This window comes from Rhodobacter capsulatus, from assembly GCF_003254295.1.
GTDB lineage: Bacteria > Pseudomonadota > Alphaproteobacteria > Rhodobacterales > Rhodobacteraceae > Rhodobacter > Rhodobacter capsulatus.
Genome location: NZ_QKZO01000012.1, coordinates 86,230 through 105,157, shown reverse-complemented (window position 1 = coordinate 105,157; position 18,928 = coordinate 86,230). Strand labels below are relative to the sequence as shown.

The window sequence follows — 18,928 nt, the reverse complement described above, 5'->3', positions numbered from 1 at the left end:
GGTGCCTGTTCCCCGCCCACGCGGGGATGAACCGCCTTAGTATGCAGCGGGGCGCGGTTAAAAGTGCTGTTCCCCGCCCACGCGGGGATGAACCGCCTTGAAGGAAGGGCGCCCCGAGGTCGATTTCCTGTTCCCCGCCCACGCGGGGATGAACCGACCATCGCGAATGTGGCCCCCCTGCGCAACGTCTGTTCGCCGCGTCGCGGATGCCTTTCAGCTCGGCCGCCTGCGCCGTCACCTGCGCCTGCAGCGCGATCAGCGTGTCCTTGCCCGAGACCGCCAGGCGCGCGGCGGCGATCAGCGCATCCCGGTTGCCATCGACGCCGAGGATCGTGCCCAGCTCGGACTGCAGGGCCACATCCTCTTCCGGCTTGCCCTTCGCCCCGGTCATGGCTTCGACCGCGGCGATGATTTCGTCGAGCGTCGCGGTTTCGGCCAGGCCGAGCGCGCGCGCCAGTTTCGTCAGATCCATGTCGGACTCCGAGTTGAGCGCGACGAGGCCGCGCAGGTTGGGGTAATTGACCAGGGACGCCCGCGCGATCCGGCGCACCGTGCCATCGGCGGCGTGGATGATGACGGGCGAGATCCCGCGATACGCGCGCTCGGCCAGCAGCGCGACACCCGCAGGGTTCCATTCGACCTGCCCCCAGACGCCGTCAGGGCGGGCTTCCATGGCGACAATGTGCCCGCGCGCAGGCGACGGCAGCCCGAGAGGGGCAGCCAGATCGGCAGAGTGGTTTTCGTCGATGATCAGCCCGCCAGCGTCGCGGGCATCGGCCTGCAGAGACGCCGCGATGATCGCGGCCGGGTCGGTGACCCGATAGGGGCCGCGACCGTCATGGGTGAGGATCGTGCCACCGGCCGAGGGCAACAGATGCACCCACTCGGGCGCATCCCCTTCGGGGAGCGGCTGGGCAGCGCAGAGCGCAAGGGAGGTGGAGGGTTTGTGCGTCATGCCGACACAATGGCGGCAAAGACCGGGCCGAATAATCCGCAACACCTTGCGGGGTGGTCAGATCAAGCCTGTCCCGCGCAGCCTGCGCGGGCAATGGGGGGGCTGTCAATCGCCAGAAAACGCGCCGCTGAGCCAGTCGCGGGTTTCGGCGAGGATGTTTTCCTTGTCCTCGTCCGAGAGGCCGAGATAGGGCCGCGCCGGGATGTCTCCCCAAAGGTGCGGCCACTGCTCCTTCGTCCCGCCGAACTGCATCATCGCGGCATAGACGCGATCCGAGCCGATTTGGACATAATCCGCACCGGCCGCGGAGAAGATCTGGCTGTTGAGGCTGCCGGAGGTGCCAAAGAGCGGCCGACTGTCCGTCTTGCGCGCCAATGTCGCCGCTGAATTCGGTGTCCAGGCGGTCCCATCAGGATCCGTGCCTGCAGGAAATCGCGCCTTGGTCGAGGCCACCAGCAGCTCGCCGAGGTCGCTCATGAACGTGGTCATGTCGCCCAGCTGATCCTGCAGCCGGTCGATGCCAGCCAGGATCTTGCCATCGCGGAATTCGATGGTGATCACGACAGTGCGCCGTCGGGCAGAGGATCGGCTTCGGGGGGCGGATATTTCGCCAGCTCGCCTTCCAGCGTCCAGCCGATCGCCATCAGTTGCCACGCCATGGACTTGGGCACATGCATCGGATCGGGAGCGGGGTAGCTTTGCTGCCAGGCAAAATGCGCGGGTTCATCCGGATGGGCAGACAGGTCATTCAGGACTGACCGGACGTAGGCCTCGTGAGCCGGATCGACAACCAACCCGTCGATTGTCCCCGTTGCGAAGTCGATGTCAAACTCGATCCGTCCCGCGCCGCGCGGGTGGTCATGAACAGCGATGACGCGCGTCTTCGACATCTGGACCTCACACCTTCCAATAGAAAAGCACGCCAAGCGCCATTTCAAGCATCTCGGGATCGCCTTTCGTCAAATCTCGCAGCATCCGGACCGATTTTATATCGGACCCCAGAACCGGTTGCAGGGCCATCGTCAGCATTTCGAGGGCCGGTTTTGGTTTGGCGAAGGCATATTCGCGCCCTTGATAGGCGGTGTAATAGTGGTCTTTTCGCGCCCACTCGCCCTTGCGGATCTGTATCAGCGGCTCTCCTTTGGTGCGTTGCCGGTGCAGATCCTGGAACAGCGCATCAAGGTCGGGAAGTCGTGCCTGCAGATGGTGCAGATATTCGTGCACCGCCGTACTCGACTCCGAGGTGGTGATTTGCGGCGGGTTGCCAGGCAGGTATCCGCCGCGCTTGGTTTCGGAGACATGCACTTTCAGGGGGATCGCATTTGCCGCCTGCACCCAGTCCGACGGCATGACATCGGCAACAGACTGCATCACCTCCTTGGCCTGCTTGCGCGATCCGGGGACAAGGGCGATGGGGGCCTCTCCGACCGGGCGCAGCTTTCGCAGCTCGGCACGCACCGCATCCTGCAGCGCCATCGCCGCGCCCGTCAGGTCACCCGCCTGTTCAGCGGCGGCCAGATCGGTGGCCTGCGTGCGCAGTCGGGCCAGCACCTCCTTGCCGCGTGCAATCGCATCCTCGGGCGATTTCGGGCTTTGCGCTGCAGGATCTTCGGCGGGCGGCACGACCGATCTGACGCTGTCCTTGAAGTCTTTCGCGATCGGCGGCGGCAGCGTGGCGGCCTTCTTGTCGACGATCCCCGCCAGGTCCCGCGCGACCGACGCTCCGGGCGCATAGTCCCACCCTTTGTCGATCCCTTTCGGCGCGCCCGTCCGCGGATCGATCGCATCCCATCCGGCGGGCAGGGCCTTGTCCGGATCACCGCCGCGCCGCCGGGCGGCTTCCGGGGATCTGGCCCCCGACAAGTAGCACGTGCAGCCCCAGCCGTTGATGGGGGCATGGGTCAGCCAGAACGGGTGATCGCGCGGCAACACCAGACCGTGCCAGGCAAGATGCTCCTGCCGTGGCTCCATGGAGTTGCCATGATTATAGATGAGGTAGGGCATCGACATCATCCAGACACCGTCGCCGTGGCTAGACGTCGCCTTGCGCACAAGGCCCAGGATTCCCACCGGGTCCTCGAACATCTGTCCCCACCAGGCGCGCCCACGCACCACACCGTCACCGCGATCGACCGGCTCCATCCTCCCGGGATTGACGATCTCGATGCCGATCGAGAATGCGTTGCATCCTTCCCGGCTGTGGTAGATCGAGGCCCCGGCATGAGTGGCCCGACGGTGCGTGGGCACCAGCTGCGTGATCGTGCCGTCGGTTTCGACGACAAAATGCACGCTGACGCCTGCGGTGTTTTTCGAGGCGAGATAGGCCGCCGAACTGCCCTTGGTCAGCGGTCCTGCGGTGTCGTGCAAAACCACGATCGTCGGCACGATCACGGGGCCGATATTGGCCGCGGCCCGGTACTCGACACCGTCAAGCTTGTGCGCCCTGATACGCATGGATGATCCCCACAAAACATGGGGCCACGCGCCTCAGTTTCGTTATCGGGCGGCGGGGCGGTCAAAACATCCGCAAGACCCTGCGGGGTCAGATCAGGGGGAGCTGTCGGGGATCTGCAGACTTCGCCTTGCGCAGGCCGCGCCAGAGCTTTTTGGCCCGCCAGGCGCGGACGGTGACGTCGGTCACGTGCAATCTGCGGGCAATTTCGGCATCCGTCAAACCCTGATTGGACCAGACGGCGGCGATCCATTCCTTGGCCAGCGGCACCCGCCGCGGCAGATGCTCGGCGGTCCGGGCGATCTCGGCCGCGCGCTCGATGCCGAATTCCTCGGCCATCGCCTTGTCCCGGTTCGACGGAAAAATGAGGGTGGTTCCCAACATACGCGGCTGATCGCGCAAAAGCTTCAAGGCGGGTGCGGGCGTTGCAGCCTTTCGAGGCCGTTGCCGAGGCCGCCCTAGCAGAGTGGGTGCGCAGCAACGACGACGCGCCGACGCCCGCCGCCATTGTCCAGCTGATCGCGGCGCGGCGCCAACCGACCAAGATGCGCTCGATCGCGGAGCTGGTGGCTGTGCAGCATGGCGTGACGTTCGCCGAACTGGTCGGGCCGATGAAGCCGCCGCATCTGGTGGCCGCGCGCCGGGATGCGGTGGGCCGGATGATGGCAGAGGGTTTTTCGACTGCGCAGATCGGGCGCACGTTGAATCGCGACGCCCGCTCGATCCGCCAGGCGAAGCCGATCGAGCGGGCGTTCCGCGATATCGCCGATCGTCTGACGCGGCATCCCGCCTTTGCCGGGGCCTATGTCGGCAACAAACCCACGGCGAAGCCCGAAAACTATGGGTCGCGCGCAATCCCGCTGGCTGATTTTCTGGCGATCACCGCGCGGGAGATCGCGGAACACAATGCTCGGCCGGGGCGGTTTGCTCTTGCTCATGTGGGCGTGAACTTCAGCTGATCGGTGATCGAAAACGAGATGTCGTAGACGAAGGCGCCTGCGACGGCGCGGCTCAGGGCGCAGCCGCGGAAGGCCATCGCGCCGACGCGGCCGCCCCGGTCCCACCCCGCCAAAGCGGCGATGATGGCGGCGATCACCTTCCGCGCGCCGTCGGGCGGTGGTTCAACTACCGGCCCGGGCAATTCCTGACGCTGGATCTGCCGGTGCCGGGCCAGCCGGTCTGCCGGACCTATACGATCTCGTCTTCGCCCTCGCGGCCCGGGTGCCGGGGGTGCAGCTGCGCTTCACGGTCGAGGAGGTCGAGCCTTTCAGCGTCTGGCACGGCTTTCGCGGGCTTTGAACCAGATCATGCTGGGGCTGATGGCGCCCGATTATCTGGAGCGCGAGGTGTTCTGCCGCGGCCCCGAGCCCTTCATGCGCGGGGTGAAGGAGAGCCTTGCGGCGCTGGGCTTTGACCTGACGCGCTATCATCAGGAAAGCTTCGGCCCGCCCGAAACCGCGCCTGCGCCGGAGGTGGAGGCGCCCGAGATCCGCTTCACCGCCTCGGGCGTCAGCACCGCTTGCGCGCCGGGGGAAACCGTGCTGGCGGCGGCGAAACGGGCGGGGCTGAACATTCCCTCGGGGTGCAATTTCGGCCTGTGCGGCACCTGCAAGGTGCGCAAGACCGCGGGCGGGGTGCAGATGCTGCACAACGGCGGCATTTCCGAAGACGACATCGCCGCGGGCTGTATCCTCGCCTGCGGTTCGCGTCCCTTGGGCAAGGTGGCGGTCGAGATCTGACCGCCCCCCCCCCGTCAACCGGCCGTCGGCAGCACGCTTTGGGCGATCGAGGCATCGAGCGCCTCGAAAGCCGCAAGGCCCAGTGTCGCGTAAAGCTCTGCCCGGGTCTGCATCTCGGGCAGCATCGCGGTGGTGGCGCCGTCGCGGGCAAGCGCGGTGTAAAGCCGCTCCTGCGCGCGGTTCGCCACCCGCAAGGACGACACCGGCCAGATCACCATCTGATAGCCCAGCTCCTCGAACTCGGCCGCGGTCAAGGCCGGGGTGCGGCCGAATTCGGTCATGTTCGCCAGAAGCTTGACCCCGGGCAGCCGGGCGCGGAAGGTGCGGAACATCTCGACCGAGGTCAGCGCCTCGGGGAAGATCGCATCGGCGCCCGCCTCGACATAAAGCTTCGCCCGCGCCACCGCCCCCTCGATCCCCTCGGCGGCGGCCGCATCGGTGCGCGCGATCACCACCAGATGCCGCCGCGCCCGCACCGCCGCCGCGACCTTCGCCGCCATCTCGGCCGGGCTTGCCAGTTTCTTGTCGTTCAGATGGCCGCATTTCTTCGGCAAAAGCTGGTCTTCCAGATGCACCGCCGCCGCCCCGGCCTCCTCGAAGACCCGGACCATGTGCATCACGTTCAGCGCCTCGCCATAGCCGGTGTCGCCATCGACCAAGAGCGGCAGGCCCGAGGCGCGGGCGATCTGGCGGATGAAAAAGGCGACCTCGTCCACCGTCAGGATGCCGAGGTCCGGCAGCCCCATCGAGGCCGACATCGCCGCCCCCGACAGATAAAGCGCCTGAAACCCCGCGGCCTTGGCTTGCAGCGCCGCCATGCCGTTATGCGCGCCGGGCAGGCGCAGGATGCCGGGCCGGGCCAGGGCGGCGCGAAACCGCGCCCCCGCCGGGGCCTCGGGATGATCGGAACCGATCAGATAGGGCATGTCTCACTCCGTCCGGTTGGGCGCCGCCAAAAGGCCGCCGCGGGCTTCAAGGGGCAGGAAGGCCCGGGTTTCGGGGCCGGTGTAATGCGCCGAGGGGCGGATGATCTTGCCGTCCAGCCGTTGCTCGATCACATGCGCCCCCCAGCCCGCGCTGCGGGCGATGACGAAGATCGGCGTGAAGAGCATCGTCGGCACCCCGAGCTGATGATAGGAGACCGCCGAATACCAGTCGAGGTTCGGAAACATCGCCTTCGTCTCGGCCATCACCTGTTCGATCCGCTCGGCGATGTCGAACATCCGCAGCGCGCCGTGATGCAGCGCCAGCCGCCGCGCCACCTGCTTGATCACCACATTGCGCGGATCGGCGATCGTATAGACCGGATGACCAAAGCCGATGATCACCTCTTTCGCGGCCACCCTTGCGCGGATATCGGCCTCGGCCGCGTCGGGGGTGGCATAGCGCTTCTGGATCTCGAAGGCCTGCTCGTTCGCGCCGCCGTGTTTCGGCCCGCGCAGCGCGCCGATGGCGCCCGCGATGCAGGAATAAAGATCCGAACCCGTCCCCGCGATGGTGCGCGCGGTGAAGGTCGAGGCGTTGAATTCATGCTCGGCGTAAAGGTTGAGCGTGGTGTGCAGCGCCCGCACCGCTTCCTCGCCCGCCGGGCGGCCATGCAGCAGATGCAGGAAATGCCCGGCGATGCTGTCGTCCTCGGTCTCCACCTCGATGCGGCGACCGTTCTGCGCGAAGTGATACCAGTAGAGCAGCATCGAGCCCTGCACCGCAATCAGCCGGTCGGCAATGTCGCGCGCGCCCGGGGTGTTGTGATCCGTTGCCTCGGGCAGCACGCAGCCGAGCGCCGAGACACCCGAGCGCAGCACATCCATCGGATGCGCGGCGGCCGGGATCGCCTCGAGCGTCTGGCGCACCGCAAGCGGCAGCCCGCGCAACGCCCGCAGCTTGGTGCGATAGCTGGCCAGTTCCGCCAGCGTCGGCAGGCTGCCATGGATCAGCAGATGCGCCACCTCCTCGAACTCGCAGGCCTCGGCGATGTCGAGAATGTCGAAGCCGCGATAGTGCAGGTCATTGCCGGACTGGCCGACGCTGCACAGCGCGGTATTGCCCGCCACAACCCCCGAAAGGGCCACGGATTTCTTCGGTTTCATGATCGAACCGGACATGGTTTCCCCCTCATTCCCAATCGAAGATGCCGCGCGGGCGCGGCGCGCCCAACCGGTCGGCCGCCACGGTGAAATTCAACAGACCGAGCCCGTCGGCGGGCAGATCGGCCAGGTTTTCCGCCGCCTCCAGAAAGCGGGTCTGTTCCGCGCTGCTCAGGATGCCGTCGGACAGGGTCAGGAACTTGCGCACGTAATTCTCGCGCCGGAACGGCCGCGCGCCGTCGGGGTGGGCATCGGCCAGCGCCAGCTCGTCGAAGATCTGCCGCCCGTCTTTCAGCCGCACCACGACGCGGCCGCCAAAGGCCTTTTGCTTCGGGTCGCGGGCATGATAGCGGCGCGTCCAGTCCGGGTCTTCGACGGTCGAGATCTTGTGCCAGAGCGCGACCGTCTCGGGCCGGTGCGCGCGTTCGGGGGCATAGCTGCGGACATGGTGCCAGCCGCCATCCTCCAGCGCGACGGCAAAGATATACATGATCGAATGATCCAGCGTCTCGCGGCTGGCATCGGGGTCCATCTTTTGCGGATCATTGGCACCGGTGCCGATCACGTGGTGGGTGTGATGCGAGGTGTGGATCACGATGCTTTCGACCTGCGTCAGATCGCCGATCTGCGGCCCAAGGCGGCGGGCAAGGTCGATCAGCGCCTGGCTTTGATATTCCGCCGAATATTCCTTGGTGTAAGTGTCAAGGATCGCCCGTTTCGGCTCGCCGTGACCGGGCAGGCGGACGGTGTAACGCGCCTCGGGGCCCGACAGCATCCAGGCGATGAAACCGTCCTCGCCCTCCCAGGCGGGGCTGGGCGCGCCCTCGCCGCGCAGCGCGCGGTCCACCGCCTCGATCGCCATCTTGCCCGCAAAGGCCGGGGCAAAGGCCTTCCAGCTGGAAATCTCGCCCTTGCGGCTTTGCCGTGTCGTGGTCGTCACATGCAGCGCCTGTTGCACCGCCTGATAGATCACCTCGGCGGGCAGGGACAGCAGCGTGCCGATCCCCGCCGCCGCCGAGGGCCCGAGATGGGCGATATGGTCGATCTTGTGCTCATGCAGGCAGATCCCGCGCACCAGCTCGACCTGGATTTCATAGCCCGTGGCGATCCCCCGGATCAGCTCGGCGCCCGAACGCCCGGTGTGCTGCGCCACCGCCAGGATCGGCGGGATGTTGTCGCCCGGATGGCTGTAATCGGCGGCCAGGAACGTGTCGTGGAAATCCAGTTCCCGCACCGCCGTGCCATTCGCCCAGGCCGCCCATTCCGGCGACACCCGGGTGTCGTCCGCCATCCCGAAGACGGTGGCGCCGCGCCGCATCGGGTGGCAAAGTGCCTGCGCCCGGGCCGAGGCGACGGGGCGGCGCCCGACCGAGGCGGCGGCGACGGCGGCATTGTCGATGACGCGGTTGATGATCATCTCGGTCACCTCGGGCAGCACCGGCACCGGGTCTGCGGCCACTTCGGCGATCTTCCAGGCCAGCTGGTCGGCGCGCGGCAGGATCTCGGCCGAGCGGTAGCTGCGCAGGTCATGGGTCTTCATCGGGTCTTTCCTTGTCTTTGTCTTGTCGTCAGATTGCGGAAGAAAGCGGGCGGGGACGGCCGTCGGCATCGACGGCGACCATCACGAATTTCCCGTCGAGCGCGGGGCGGGGGGCGCCGGCGCCGATCGGCTGGGCGATGCCCCGCACCGCCACGGTCATCGAGCTGCGCCCCTCGCGCAGGATCTCGGCGCGCAGCTCGAGCATCTCGCCGACCCGGATCGGGGTGGCGAAATCCACCCGTTCCGACCGCGCCATCACCACCGAGCCCGCGGCGCGGCGGCAGGCGGCGACAAAGGCCGCCCGCGCCATCAGCGCCAGCGCATGGCCGCCAAACAGCGTGCCGTAATGGTTCGCCTGATCGGGAAAGATCATCTCGACCAGAACAGTCGGCGGGGCAGGGGGGAGGGACATGGGAAACCTTTGCAAGATTGGCAAAGGCAGCTTTCCTTGCTTTCGGTCTTCCGTTAAAGTATTGATAATGCGTTATATTGTGAAGACTGGCGCGGCGAATTGCGAAGGTTGCGAAGATGACGAAGACATTCATGGGGGTGCGGCTGAAACGCCTGCGCGAGGATCGCGGCCTGACGCAGGCGACCCTTGCCCGTGCTTTGGAAATTTCCCCAAGCTATCTGAACCAGATCGAGAACAACCAGCGGCCCTTGACGGTGCCGGTGCTGCTCAAGCTCAACGCCGCTTTCGGGCTGGATGTGCAGCTGTTTTCGGATGCCGACGAGGCGCGGCTGATCGCCGAGCTGCGCGGCGCGCTGGCCGATCAGGGCGCGGGGGCGAGCCTGGCCGAGGTGCGGGAGATCGCGGCGAACATGCCCGCCGTCGCGCGCACGATCGTGGCGATGCAGGCGCGGCTGCGCGATCTGTCGGAGCGCGCCGATGCCTTGGCGGGGCAGATCAGCACGCCTGCAAGCTCTACCCCCGCCGCTTTCGAGGCGGTGCGGGACTGGTTTTACGAGCGGCGCAACCATGTCCCCGATCTTGACACCGCGGCCGAGGCGGTGGGGGCGGATCTGCCCGCGGGACGGATGGCGCAGCCGCTGGCCGAACGCCTGACCACGCGGCACGGCATCCGTATTCTCCATGCCGAGGGCGGCACGCTGCGCCGGTTCGAGCCCGGGGCGGGGCTGTTGCATCTGGGCGCGCATCTGACGCCCGGCCAGCAGGCCTTTCAGATCGCGACGCAGCTGGCGCTTCTGGAACAGGGCGGGCTGATGGCGCGGCTTTGCGCGGCGACGCAGCTGGACCCCGAGGCGCAGGCGCTCTTGCGGGTGGGTCTGGCGAATTACTATGCCGGGGCGCTGATCATGCCTTACCGCGCCTTTCTGGCCGCAGCCGAGGCGCTTGCCTACGACATCGAGCTGCTCGCAAGCCGCTTCGGTGTCGGTTTCGAGACCGTTTGCCACCGGCTTTCGACCCTGCAACGCCCCGAGGCGCGCGGCGTGCCGTTCTTCTTCATCCGGGTGGACCGGGCGGGCAATATCTCGAAGCGGCAATCGGCCACCGATTTCCACTTTTCCCGCATCGGCGGGTCGTGCCCGCTGTGGAACATCTACGAGGCGTTTTCCCGCCCCGACGAGATCTTGCGGCAGGTGGCGCAGATGCCCGATGGCCGCAGCTATCTGTGGATCGCGCGGCAGGTGCGGCAGGGCGGCGGCGGCTTTGGCGCCCCGCAAAAGCGGTTTGCCGTGGCGCTGGGCTGCGATCTGGCCCATGCCGACCGGCTGGTCTATGCGCGCGGGATGAACCTGCGCGCGCCCGATCTGGCAACCAAGATCGGCCCGGGCTGCAAGCTTTGCGAGCGCGCCGATTGCCCGCAGCGCGCCTTTCCGACGCTGGGCAAGCCCCTGCGGCTGCGCCCCGAGGAAACCCGCTTCGCCCCCTATTCCGGTTCGGAGTGAGGGGCGAAGCGCTCAGGTCGCGCAAAGTTCGGTGTCGATGCAGCCCGCGGCGCGGAAGGGTTGCAGCTCGGCCATCGGCAGGCCCAGCTCGGCCAGATCGGCGCCGATCCGGTCCAGATCCTCGGGGCCCAGCAGGCGCGGATGCACTGTCGTGCGCAGCGCATAAGCGACGCCGCTTTCGCGCAACAGCCGCAGGCTTTCGTGGGCCCGCAGGCCAGACCCAGGCACGCCGGTGATGCGCGGATAATCGGCAAAGGGCGCCTTCACGTCAAAGCCCACCCAATCCAGAAGCGGCAGCACGCGGGCCAGCCGTTCGGGGTAGGGGCCCGCGCTGTGCAGCCCGGTGCGAAAGCCCATCGCCCGGATCTCGGCCAGCGCCGCGGGCAGGGCGGCCTGCAAGGTCGGCTCGCCGCCCGAGATCACCACCCCGTCCAGAAGCCCGCGGCGGCTTTCGAGAAAGGCCCGCGCCTCGGACCAGGGCAGGGTTCCCGCCCGGGCCGGGATCAGGTCGGGGTTGTGGCAATAGCGACAGGACCAGGGGCAGCCCTGGGTGAACAGAACCGCCACCAGCTCCCCCGGCCAGTCGCAGGCCGAGTGCCGCACCAGGCCCGAGAGCGCCAGCTCAGCCAAGATGCGCCCGCGCTTCGGAGAAATAGACCCGCTCGGCGGCCTCGCCCTTCTTGCCGGTGTTGAACGAGGCCATCGGCCGGTGATAGCCCATCACCCGCGTCCAGATCTCGCAGCGGGTGCGGTCGGCATCGTCAAGCACCATCGCGGTGTCCAGGTCTGTCTGTGTCAGCGGCTTGTTCATCGGTTTCTCCTTTGGGGTCAGCAGGTGCAGGCGCGTTTCTTCGCGATCAGTTCGGCATCGCATTTCGGGCAGAATTCGTGTTCGCCCGCGATGTAGCCGTGTTTCGGGCAGATCGAGAACGTGGGGGTGACGGTGATATAGGGCAGGCGGAAGTTCGTCAGCGCCCGGCGCACCAGCTTGCGGCAGGCCTCGGCCGAGGACACCCGGCTGCCCATGTAAAGATGCAGCACGGTGCCGCCGGTGTATTTCGCCTGAAGCGCTTCCTGATGCGCCAGCGCCGCGAAGGGGTCATCGGTGAAGCCCACCGGCAGCTGCGAGGAATTGGTGTAATAGGGCTGCTCGGCCGTGCCCGCCTGCAGGATGTCGGGGAAGCGCTTGCGGTCTTCGCGGGCAAAGCGATAGGTCGTGCCCTCGGCCGGGGTGGCTTCGAGGTTGTAAAGATGGCCGGTCTCTTCCTGAAACGCCACCATCTGCGCCCGCAGCCGGTCGAGCACCCGCAGCGCCAGCGCCTTGCCCGCCTCGGTGGTGATATCCTCGGCATCCGCGGTGAAATTGCGCACCATCTCGTTCAGCCCGTTCACGCCCAGCGTCGAGAAATGGTTGCGCAGCGTGCCAAGGTAGCGTTTCGTATAGGGGAAAAGCCCCGCATCGATATGACGCTGGATCACCTTGCGCTTGATTTCAAGGCTGGTGCGCGCCAGCCGCGCCAGATGGTCGAGCGCCACCATCAGCTCGCCCTCGTCGCCGCGGTGCAGATGGCCCAGCCGCGCACAGTTCAGCGTGACGACGCCCAGCGATCCGGTCTGTTCCGCCGAGCCGAAGAGCCCGTTGCCGCGCTTGAGCAGCTCGGTCAGGTCCAGCTGCAACCGGCAGCACATCGAGCGCACCATATGCGGTTGCAGCTCCGAGTTCACGAAATTCTGGAAATAGGGCAGGCCGTATTTCGCCGTCATCTCGAACAGCGCATCCGCATTCGCGCTTTCCCACGGAAAATCGGGGGTGATGTTGTAGGTGGGGATCGGGAAGGTGAAGACCCGCCCCTTGGCATCGCCCGCCGTCATCACCTCGATATAGGCGCGGTTGATCAGGTCCATCTCGGCCTGCAGATCGCCATAGGTGAAGCCCTGCTCGCGGCCCTGCACCACCGGCACCTGATCGCGCAGATCCTCGGGGCAGGTCCAGTCAAAGGTCAGGTTGGTGAAGGGCGTCTGCGTGCCCCAGCGCGAGGGGACGTTGAGGTTGTAGATGAATTCCTGCATCGCCTGACGCACCTGCGCATAGCTCAGCCCGTCAAGCCGCACATAGGGCGCCAGATAGGTGTCAAAGGACGAAAACGCCTGCGCCCCCGCCCATTCGTTTTGCAACGTGCCCAGAAAGTTGACGATCTGGCCCAGCGCGCTGGACAGATGCGCGGGCGGGGCGGATTCGATTGCGCCGGGCACGCCGTTCAGCCCCTCGTGCAGAAGCGTGCGCAGCGACCAGCCCGCGCAATAGCCCGCGAACATGTCCAGATCGTGGATATGGATGTCGCCCTCGCGATGCGCCGCGCCGACCTCGGGCGGATAGACATGGCTGAGCCAGTAATTCGCCGTCACCTTGCCCGAGATGTTCAGGATCATCCCGCCCAGCGAATAGCCCTGATTGGCATTGGCATTCACCCGCCAGTCGGAGCGTTCCAGATATTCGCTGACCGAGCGTTCGACATCGATCAGCACCCGGTTGTCCTCGCGCAGGCGGGCGTGCTGGTCGCGGTAGACCGCATAGGCGCGGGCGGTGGCGACATGGGCGGTATCGGCCAGAACCGCCTCGACGGTGTTCTGGATCGTCTCGACGTCGGGGGGGCTGGCCGGGGCCAGAAGCGCCAGCCGGTCGAGCACCGCCCGCGTCAGCCGCCCGGCCTCGGCGGCGCCGAATTCGCCGCTGGCATCGCCCGCGCGGGCCAGCGCCGCAAGGATGCGGCGGGCGTCAAAGGGCATCACCTTGCCGTTGCGGCTGCGCACGGTGGCGAAGCCCTCCGGGGCAGTCAAAGCGTCGTCGGCGATCGGCATCGTGGTCCTCGTCCTTGGGCTTTTGCAGGGACGGGAACGCGAAACGGCCCCGGCAACGGGTCCGAAAAGCGCCCCCGCACGGCCCTCCGCCAGCGGTGGTCATAACGGTTCCGGGCAGGTCTCCTGGCTTTGCGGGTCACAGCTTGGCTGGCCTTCCCGGGCCGGGGCCCAGTGGCATGATCAGCCGCGCTCGCCGCTTACAGTTGCGGGGGCAGCGCCGGAATCGCACCGGCTTCCCTCTTGGCTTGCGGGGGTGCCGCAAGACCCAGAGCGTCACGATATAGCAATCAATTGGCGCTTCCTGTCAATATGTAGCTTTCCTGTTGCGGCTGCCGCGCCCGCCGCCGCAAGTGCCCCAAGGCCCGCCCCGGCCAGTGCAGACAGGCGATTGCGCCGCCGTCACCCTGCGACCGAGTGCCGCGCAGCCGCCCTTCGGGGGCGCAAACCCGCTTTACAGCGCCGCCGGTTGCTTTCATTCTTGCGGCGATGGTGGCGCGGTCTTCGGGGCTGCGCCTGAAAAGGGAATGCGGTGCGCCCGTCCGGGCAAGGCCGCGGCTGCCCCCGCAACTGTGAGCGACGAGCAACGCCGGAAATGCCACTGGGTCACCGACCCGGGAAGGTCCGGGGGCGCGATGACCCGCAAGCCAGGAGACCTGCCATCGCAGACGTTTCGGGCGGGGTGCACCGAGGGGACGTGAAGCGAAAGGCCAAAGCCTTTGTTCGTGTCGCCAGTTTCCCGCCCCAGTTCAGGGATGCGCGCGCATGGCGGCGACAAGGGACGCGATGGAACATCTTTCGCCCGAGAGGCAGCGGCTTTTGCGGCTGGTGCTGACCGGCCGGGCGAGCGCGGCGGATCCGCCGTCGGCGGGGGCGCCGATCCGGCCCGATCTTGCGGCGCTGCCCGGCGATTTCGCTTTGAGCGGGGCGGGTGTCGCGGTCAGCGACGGCTGGCTGCACTGGATCGAGGGGCCGGGCCCGCAGCTTTGCGCCGCGATGGGGCAGATCGCCGCCGATCCGCGGCTGGCGCGGGCGCGGCTGCTCTCGGTCGGCTGGACCGACCGGCGCCGGTTTGGCCGCTGGCCCCTGCGGCAGGCCGCCCTGCATCATCACGCCGCGCAGCTGCTGTCCGGGACCTCCTGGCGGCCCGAGGCGGATCTGCTTGCGCTGGCGCAGCGTGTTTTCGACGATCTGGCGCAGGACCATGCGCTGGGGTCCTTTGCGCAATCCGACCTGTTGCGGCGGGTGCCCGATTTCGTCGAAGGGTTGCTCGATTGCGATGCCGAGCCGGTCCTGCCGGTGCTGGCGCGCGACGATCTGCAGGTGCGGGCCGGCTTCGTCGAGGCCTGCCTGCAGCGGCTCGGCCAGATGCAGGAGGCCGCGGCCCTGGGTCTGGCCGAGGTGGCCCTGGCGCAGACCCGGCTCAACAGCCTGTTGCAACGGGCGGGGCGGCCGTCGCAGCCGCTTGACCCGCGCGGGCGGGTCTGCCTGGTGCTGCCCCCGGGGGAAACCGAGATGATCGGCACGATCCTGAAGGCGGATCTGTTGCGGCTGGCGGGGCTTTCGGTGCGGGTGATCCTTGAGCCCGCGATCGAGGCCATTCTGGCCGGGCTGCGCGACGAGGCCGGGGCGGTGGTGATCGTGACCGGTCCGCGGATGCGCGACGAGGCCGCTGACGGGCGCTCTGCGCAGCTGGTTGCGCAGCTGCGTCAGGCCTTGCCCGACCGGCTGATCCTGCGCGGAGGTCTGGCCTCGGGGCCGCTTGCGGATTGCGCGGAACGGCTGGCGCTGCTGCGCCATCGCGCCGGGCTCGCGCCGGTGCAAGGCATCGACTGGGCGGCGATGGCCAGCCTTGCGACCCTGATCGACGCCGGGCCGCAAGGCGCCATGCCCGGCCTCTTCGCCTGAGCGCCGGGGCGGAACGGAGCAGAACCGGCCGCCCCGGGGTCATGGGGCGGCACGGCGTTTTCAGCCCTCCCTTCGGTTTACTCTGCCGCGAACTGGTTCATCGTATTGGCATGTCCGCCCGCCTTGAGCGCGCGTTCGCCCGCGACCATCTCCTTGAACGTGTCGCCCAGATCCGAGCCGACCTCGTGCTGGTGCTTCACCGCCGAGACGCCGCCGCGGATTTCCGCGCGCTGCACCGTGGCGACATAGGCCAGCATCTTGTCCTCGCCGAAATAGCCGCGCGAGAGTTCATCCATCGATTTCGCGGTCAGATGGAAGGTGGGCAGGGTGATCAGGTTGTGGAACACCCCCGCCCGCGTCGCGATATCGGTCTGGAAGGCCCTGAGCCAGGCATCGGCCTCGCGGCCCAGGGGCGTGTCGTCATAATCGGGCTTCATCAGCTCGGGGCCGTTCGGATAGGCGTCCTCGGTGATCGTGCCCTCGGCCAGCCATTGCGCGCGCACCTGCTTGCGCAGGTTCAGCGTCCAGTTGAAGCTGGGCGAGTTGTTGTAGGTCAGCTTCGCATCGGGCACGACCTTGCGGATCTCGGCCACCATCCCGGCGATTTCATCGACATTCGGCGTGTCGGTCTCGATCCACAAAAGATCGGCGCCGCCCAGCGTCAGCGAGGCGATGCAATCTTCCACCACCCGCGCGCGGCCGGTGCCGGGGCGGAACGGGAAGAGCCCGTTCGGCAGCCGCTGCGGCTTGACGAAAGCGCCGTCGCGATAAAGCGCCAATTCGCCCTCGCGGATCGGATTTTCGGCGCTGATCGGCTCGGTCGCCAGCCATTTGATGTAGTCCGAGGCCAGATCGCCCGGGCGCTGCGACACCGGCACCTTCTGCGTCAGACCGGCGCCAAGGCTGTCGGTGCGGGCGACGATCACCCCATCCTCCACCCCCAGCTCCTCGAAGGCCAGCCGACAGGCGCGCAGCTTTTCGATGAAATCCTCGCGCGGGACCGTCACCTTGCCGTCCTGATGGCCGCATTGCTTGGCATCCGAGACCTGGTTTTCGATCTGCAGACAGCAGGCACCGGCCTTGATCAGCTCTTTCGCCAGCAGATAGGTCGCATGTTCGTTGCCAAAGCCCGCGTCGATATCGGCGATGATCGGCACGACATGGGTTTCGAACCCGTCGATCGCCGCGATCGCCGCCTGCCGCTCGGTCTCGGTCTTCGCGGCTTTCAGCGCCTTGAAGAGATCGTTCATCGCCACCTCGTCGGCCTGCCGCAGCGAGGTGTAGATCTCCGCGATCAGATCGGCGACGGCGGTCTTTTCATGCATCGACTGGTCGGGCAGATGGCCCCAGCGGTTGCGCAGACCGGCGACCATCCAGCCCGACAGATAGACATAGGTCCCCCGCGCGGTGCCGCGCAGCCGCTTGACCGCCTTGATCATCTGCTGGGCGTGAAAGCCCGACCAGCAGCCGAGACTTTGGGTGAATTTCGTCGGATCGGCATCATAGGCCGCCATGTCGGCGCGCATCACCCCGGCCATCGCCCGCGCGATGTCGAGATGGGTGTCCCAGGTGTTTTGCAGCCGCAGCTGCACGATGTCATCGACCGCCACGCCACCCGGCGTGACCCCGCAGGGGTAGCGGGACAGGATAGCGGAGCGGATTTCCGAAAAAGTCTGTCTTTTCGTCATGATGTTTCCTTTCGACGGGCTCTGCCCGGGGTTTGGGGGAAGCGGGAAAAGGTTGCGCCGAGGGTCTCAGGCAAGCTTCGGGGATCGGTCCGCCAAAGGGCGAAAAAAGCGGGATCGGGTCCATCAGTCGAGCGCGTTCAAAACCGCATAGGCGGCGGTGGTCAGGAAATCGGGCAGGGCTTCGGCGGTCACGGCTTCGAGCAGCAGCCGCGCGGCGGTGGCATAATGGCCGCGGTGGAAGGCGTTCGCGCCGATCCGCTCCAGCACCGTGGCGATCTCCTGCTGCACCAGTTCGCCCAGCCAGTCAGAACTCACCCCCCGGCTGCCGCCCGCCGCAAGCGCCACCGACACGCCATGATGGCGCCATTGCCACAGCTGCGCGCGGCAGATCTCGGCCGTGGCCGCATCCTCCATCAGGTTGCGGATCGGCACCGCGCCGCGCCCCGAAAGCCAGGCCGCCAGATAATCAAGCGCCACCGAGATATTGGTGCGCAGACCCTCTTCGGTCACCCGGCCCTCATGCGGGCGCAACAGCATCGCCGGTTCGATCCGCCAAGCCTGGCGCGGAATGCGGATCTGGTTCGGCCCCGGCATCTCGGCGTCAAAGACCGCCATCGCCACCGGCACCAGATCGGGATGGGCGACCCAGGTGCCGTCATGGCCCATCCCCACCTCGCGCAGCTTGTCGGCGCGGACCTTAGCGAAGGCGCGTTCATTCGCCTCGGCATCGCCGCGCACCGGGATCGCCGCGGCCATGCCCCCCATGGCGTGAATGCCGCGCCGGTGGCAGACCTTGACCAGCCGCGCCGCATAGCTGGCAAGGAAGGCGCAGTCCATCGTCACCTCGGCGCGGTCGGGCAGGGTGAACGCCTTGTGGTTGCGCAAGGTCTTGATGTAGCTGAAGATATAATCCCAGCGCCCGCAGTTCAGCCCGGCGATGTGCTCGCGCAGCTCCCAGATGATCTCGTCCATCTCGAAGGCGGCGGGCAGGGTTTCGATCAGCACCGTCGCCTTGATCGTGCCCCGCGCCAGCCCGACGCGGTCCTGCGCAAAGACGAAGACCTCGTTCCACAGCCGCGCCTCGTGGTGGCTTTCCAGCTTCGGCAGGTAATAGAACGGGCCGCGCCCGCTGGCCGCCAGCGCCCGGCCGCAATGCCACAGCGTCAGGCCGAAATCAAAGAGCGCCGCCGAGATCGGCTGCCCGGCCAGCAGCACATTCGCCTCGGCCATGTGCAGCCCGCGCGGCCGCACGATCAAGACCGCCGGATCGGCACCGACGCGATAGCTTTTGCCGGTCTTCGGATCGTCGAATTCCAGCGTGCCGTCGCGGTAATCGAGCATGTTGCGATGGCCCGCCAGGATATTGGCGAAGCTCGGCGCCGTCGCATCCTCGAAATCGGCCATGAACACCCGCGCCCCGGAATTGAGCGCGTTGATCATCATCTTGCGCTCGACCGGGCCGGTGATCTCCACCCGACGGTCGCGCAGCGCCTCGGGCACCGGCGCGGCCTCCCAGATGCCTTGCCGGATCGCTTTCGTTTCGGGCAGGTAATCGGGCAGGGCGCCCGCGTCGATCCGCGCCTGACGCCGCGCCCGCGCCAGCATCAGCGCGTGAATCCGGGTGCCGAACCGGCTTTGCAGCTCGGCCAGAAAGGCCAGCGCCTCGGGGGTCAGCACAAGATCCTGGCCGGGAAGGCTGCGCAGGACCAGCGGCGGAGCGGTGGGGGATGGGCAATCCAGCGACATCGGGTTCCTTTCGGGGCGGGGCTTCGGGCCCCGGGTGACTCGGGTG

General features: G+C 67.3%; 17 protein-coding genes, 1 pseudogene and 2 riboswitches. Of the genes and pseudogenes, 4 read left to right on the top strand and 14 right to left on the bottom strand.

Annotated elements, in window-relative coordinates:
- Positions 1-1,060 precede the first annotated feature (1,060 nt).
- The 4 genes from LY44_RS15735 to LY44_RS15720 all read right to left on the bottom strand — a co-directional run bounded on the left by LY44_RS15735 (position 1,061) and on the right by LY44_RS15720 (position 3,746).
- Positions 1,061-1,516, bottom strand: a complete 456-nt coding sequence (locus LY44_RS15735) for a phage virion morphogenesis protein (RefSeq protein ID WP_055213035.1) — start codon at positions 1,514-1,516, stop codon at positions 1,061-1,063.
- On the bottom strand, positions 1,513-1,845 hold the full coding sequence (locus LY44_RS15730) for a hypothetical protein (protein ID WP_023912466.1): 333 nt from the start codon (positions 1,843-1,845) through the stop codon (positions 1,513-1,515). Before LY44_RS15730 ends, LY44_RS15735 begins: the two co-directional genes overlap by 4 nt.
- Positions 1,846-1,852: 7 nt before the next feature.
- Positions 1,853-3,409, bottom strand: a complete 1,557-nt coding sequence (locus tag LY44_RS18350) for an N-acetylmuramoyl-L-alanine amidase (RefSeq protein ID WP_055213037.1) — start codon at positions 3,407-3,409, stop codon at positions 1,853-1,855.
- Between the two features lie 88 nt (positions 3,410-3,497).
- Positions 3,498-3,746 (bottom strand): hypothetical protein, encoded by a 249-nt coding sequence (locus tag LY44_RS15720; RefSeq protein ID WP_146707269.1) that lies wholly within the window; start codon positions 3,744-3,746, stop codon positions 3,498-3,500.
- An 86-nt stretch (positions 3,747-3,832) separates the two neighbouring features.
- On the opposite strand from LY44_RS15720, the gene LY44_RS18535 reads away from it, so the two are divergent.
- Complete coding sequence (locus tag LY44_RS18535) at positions 3,833-4,366, top strand: transposase domain-containing protein (protein ID WP_317617969.1); 534 nt, start codon at positions 3,833-3,835, stop codon at positions 4,364-4,366.
- On the opposite strand, the gene LY44_RS18050 is transcribed toward LY44_RS18535, so the two are convergent.
- Entirely contained in the window at positions 4,342-4,503 is a 162-nt protein-coding gene (locus LY44_RS18050) for a hypothetical protein (protein WP_160320021.1), read from the bottom strand. The two genes, LY44_RS18535 and LY44_RS18050, sit on opposite strands and share 25 nt — an antisense overlap.
- Between LY44_RS18050 and LY44_RS15710 the strand changes: the two are divergent.
- Positions 4,442-5,146, top strand: a pseudogene (locus LY44_RS15710) (flavin reductase family protein). The gene LY44_RS18050 and the pseudogene LY44_RS15710 overlap by 62 nt on opposite strands.
- Positions 5,147-5,160: 14 nt before the next feature.
- Here the strand turns inward: LY44_RS15710 and prpB are convergent.
- From prpB to LY44_RS15690, 4 genes are read right to left on the bottom strand one after another with little or no spacing between them, the layout of a single operon-like run.
- Positions 5,161-6,072, bottom strand: a complete 912-nt coding sequence (prpB, locus tag LY44_RS15705) for a methylisocitrate lyase (RefSeq protein WP_055213043.1) — start codon at positions 6,070-6,072, stop codon at positions 5,161-5,163.
- A 3-nt stretch (positions 6,073-6,075) separates the two neighbouring features.
- Entirely contained in the window at positions 6,076-7,251 is a 1,176-nt protein-coding gene (prpC, locus tag LY44_RS15700; RefSeq protein WP_055213044.1) for a bifunctional 2-methylcitrate synthase/citrate synthase, read from the bottom strand.
- Positions 7,252-7,261: 10 nt separating this feature from the next.
- Positions 7,262-8,773, bottom strand: coding sequence for an MmgE/PrpD family protein (locus LY44_RS15695; RefSeq protein WP_055213159.1), 1,512 nt, complete (start codon positions 8,771-8,773; stop codon positions 7,262-7,264).
- Between the two features lie 28 nt (positions 8,774-8,801).
- Positions 8,802-9,185, bottom strand: a complete 384-nt coding sequence (locus LY44_RS15690; protein WP_055213045.1) for an acyl-CoA thioesterase — start codon at positions 9,183-9,185, stop codon at positions 8,802-8,804.
- Between the two features lie 116 nt (positions 9,186-9,301).
- Here LY44_RS15690 and LY44_RS15685 point away from each other — a divergent pair, with 116 nt between their 5' ends.
- Positions 9,302-10,684: a short-chain fatty acyl-CoA regulator family protein gene (locus LY44_RS15685; protein WP_055213046.1), complete on the top strand. Its 1,383-nt coding sequence runs from the start codon at positions 9,302-9,304 to the stop codon at positions 10,682-10,684.
- Positions 10,685-10,696: 12 nt separating this feature from the next.
- Here LY44_RS15685 and LY44_RS15680 read toward each other — a convergent pair whose 3' ends face one another.
- From LY44_RS15680 to LY44_RS15670, 3 genes are read right to left on the bottom strand one after another with little or no spacing between them, the layout of a single operon-like run.
- Positions 10,697-11,314: an anaerobic ribonucleoside-triphosphate reductase activating protein gene (locus tag LY44_RS15680; protein WP_055213047.1), complete on the bottom strand. Its 618-nt coding sequence runs from the start codon at positions 11,312-11,314 to the stop codon at positions 10,697-10,699.
- On the bottom strand, positions 11,307-11,495 hold the full coding sequence (gene nrdD / locus LY44_RS18475) for an anaerobic ribonucleoside-triphosphate reductase (RefSeq protein WP_055213049.1): 189 nt from the start codon (positions 11,493-11,495) through the stop codon (positions 11,307-11,309). The genes LY44_RS15680 and nrdD overlap by 8 nt, the downstream gene beginning before the upstream one ends.
- Before the next feature lie 17 nt (positions 11,496-11,512).
- Positions 11,513-13,543 (bottom strand): ribonucleoside triphosphate reductase, encoded by a 2,031-nt coding sequence (locus LY44_RS15670; protein ID WP_055213050.1) that lies wholly within the window; start codon positions 13,541-13,543, stop codon positions 11,513-11,515.
- Between the two features lie 96 nt (positions 13,544-13,639).
- A riboswitch (cobalamin riboswitch) is annotated at positions 13,640-13,826 on the bottom strand.
- A 187-nt stretch (positions 13,827-14,013) separates the two neighbouring features.
- A riboswitch (cobalamin riboswitch) is annotated at positions 14,014-14,218 on the top strand.
- 108 nt (positions 14,219-14,326) lie between these two features.
- Between LY44_RS15670 and LY44_RS15665 the strand changes: the two genes are divergently transcribed.
- Positions 14,327-15,448: a BLUF domain-containing protein gene (locus LY44_RS15665; protein WP_146707268.1), complete on the top strand. Its 1,122-nt coding sequence runs from the start codon at positions 14,327-14,329 to the stop codon at positions 15,446-15,448.
- 77 nt (positions 15,449-15,525) lie between these two features.
- On the opposite strand, the gene LY44_RS15660 is transcribed toward LY44_RS15665, so the two are convergent.
- Complete coding sequence (locus tag LY44_RS15660) at positions 15,526-17,136, bottom strand: isocitrate lyase (protein WP_055213053.1); 1,611 nt, start codon at positions 17,134-17,136, stop codon at positions 15,526-15,528.
- A gap of 123 nt (positions 17,137-17,259) precedes the next feature.
- Positions 17,260-18,882 carry a malate synthase A gene (gene aceB, locus LY44_RS15655; RefSeq protein WP_055213054.1) on the bottom strand — a complete coding sequence of 541 codons (1,623 nt, stop codon included), beginning with the start codon at positions 18,880-18,882 and terminating at the stop codon, positions 17,260-17,262.
- Positions 18,883-18,928: the final 46 nt, after the last annotated feature.

Coding starts and splice junctions, on each gene's coding strand:
- prpC (WP_055213044.1), bottom strand. CDS start 7,251: ATGTCCGGTTCGATCATGAAACCGAAGAAATCCGTGGCCCTTTCGGGG.
- LY44_RS15690 (WP_055213045.1), bottom strand. CDS start 9,185: ATGTCCCTCCCCCCTGCCCCGCCGACTGTTCTGGTCGAGATGATCTTT.
- LY44_RS15670 (WP_055213050.1), bottom strand. CDS start 13,543: ATGCCGATCGCCGACGACGCTTTGACTGCCCCGGAGGGCTTCGCCACC.
- LY44_RS15660 (WP_055213053.1), bottom strand. CDS start 17,136: ATGACGAAAAGACAGACTTTTTCGGAAATCCGCTCCGCTATCCTGTCC.
- LY44_RS15695 (WP_055213159.1), bottom strand. CDS start 8,773: ATGAAGACCCATGACCTGCGCAGCTACCGCTCGGCCGAGATCCTGCCG.
- nrdD (WP_055213049.1), bottom strand. CDS start 11,495: ATGAACAAGCCGCTGACACAGACAGACCTGGACACCGCGATGGTGCTT.
- LY44_RS15720 (WP_146707269.1), bottom strand. CDS start 3,746: ATGGCCGAGGAATTCGGCATCGAGCGCGCGGCCGAGATCGCCCGGACC.
- LY44_RS15730 (WP_023912466.1), bottom strand. CDS start 1,845: ATGTCGAAGACGCGCGTCATCGCTGTTCATGACCACCCGCGCGGCGCG.
- LY44_RS15685 (WP_055213046.1), top strand. CDS start 9,302: ATGACGAAGACATTCATGGGGGTGCGGCTGAAACGCCTGCGCGAGGAT.
- LY44_RS18350 (WP_055213037.1), bottom strand. CDS start 3,409: ATGCGTATCAGGGCGCACAAGCTTGACGGTGTCGAGTACCGGGCCGCG.
- aceB (WP_055213054.1), bottom strand. CDS start 18,882: ATGTCGCTGGATTGCCCATCCCCCACCGCTCCGCCGCTGGTCCTGCGC.
- LY44_RS15665 (WP_146707268.1), top strand. CDS start 14,327: ATGGAACATCTTTCGCCCGAGAGGCAGCGGCTTTTGCGGCTGGTGCTG.
- prpB (WP_055213043.1), bottom strand. CDS start 6,072: ATGCCCTATCTGATCGGTTCCGATCATCCCGAGGCCCCGGCGGGGGCG.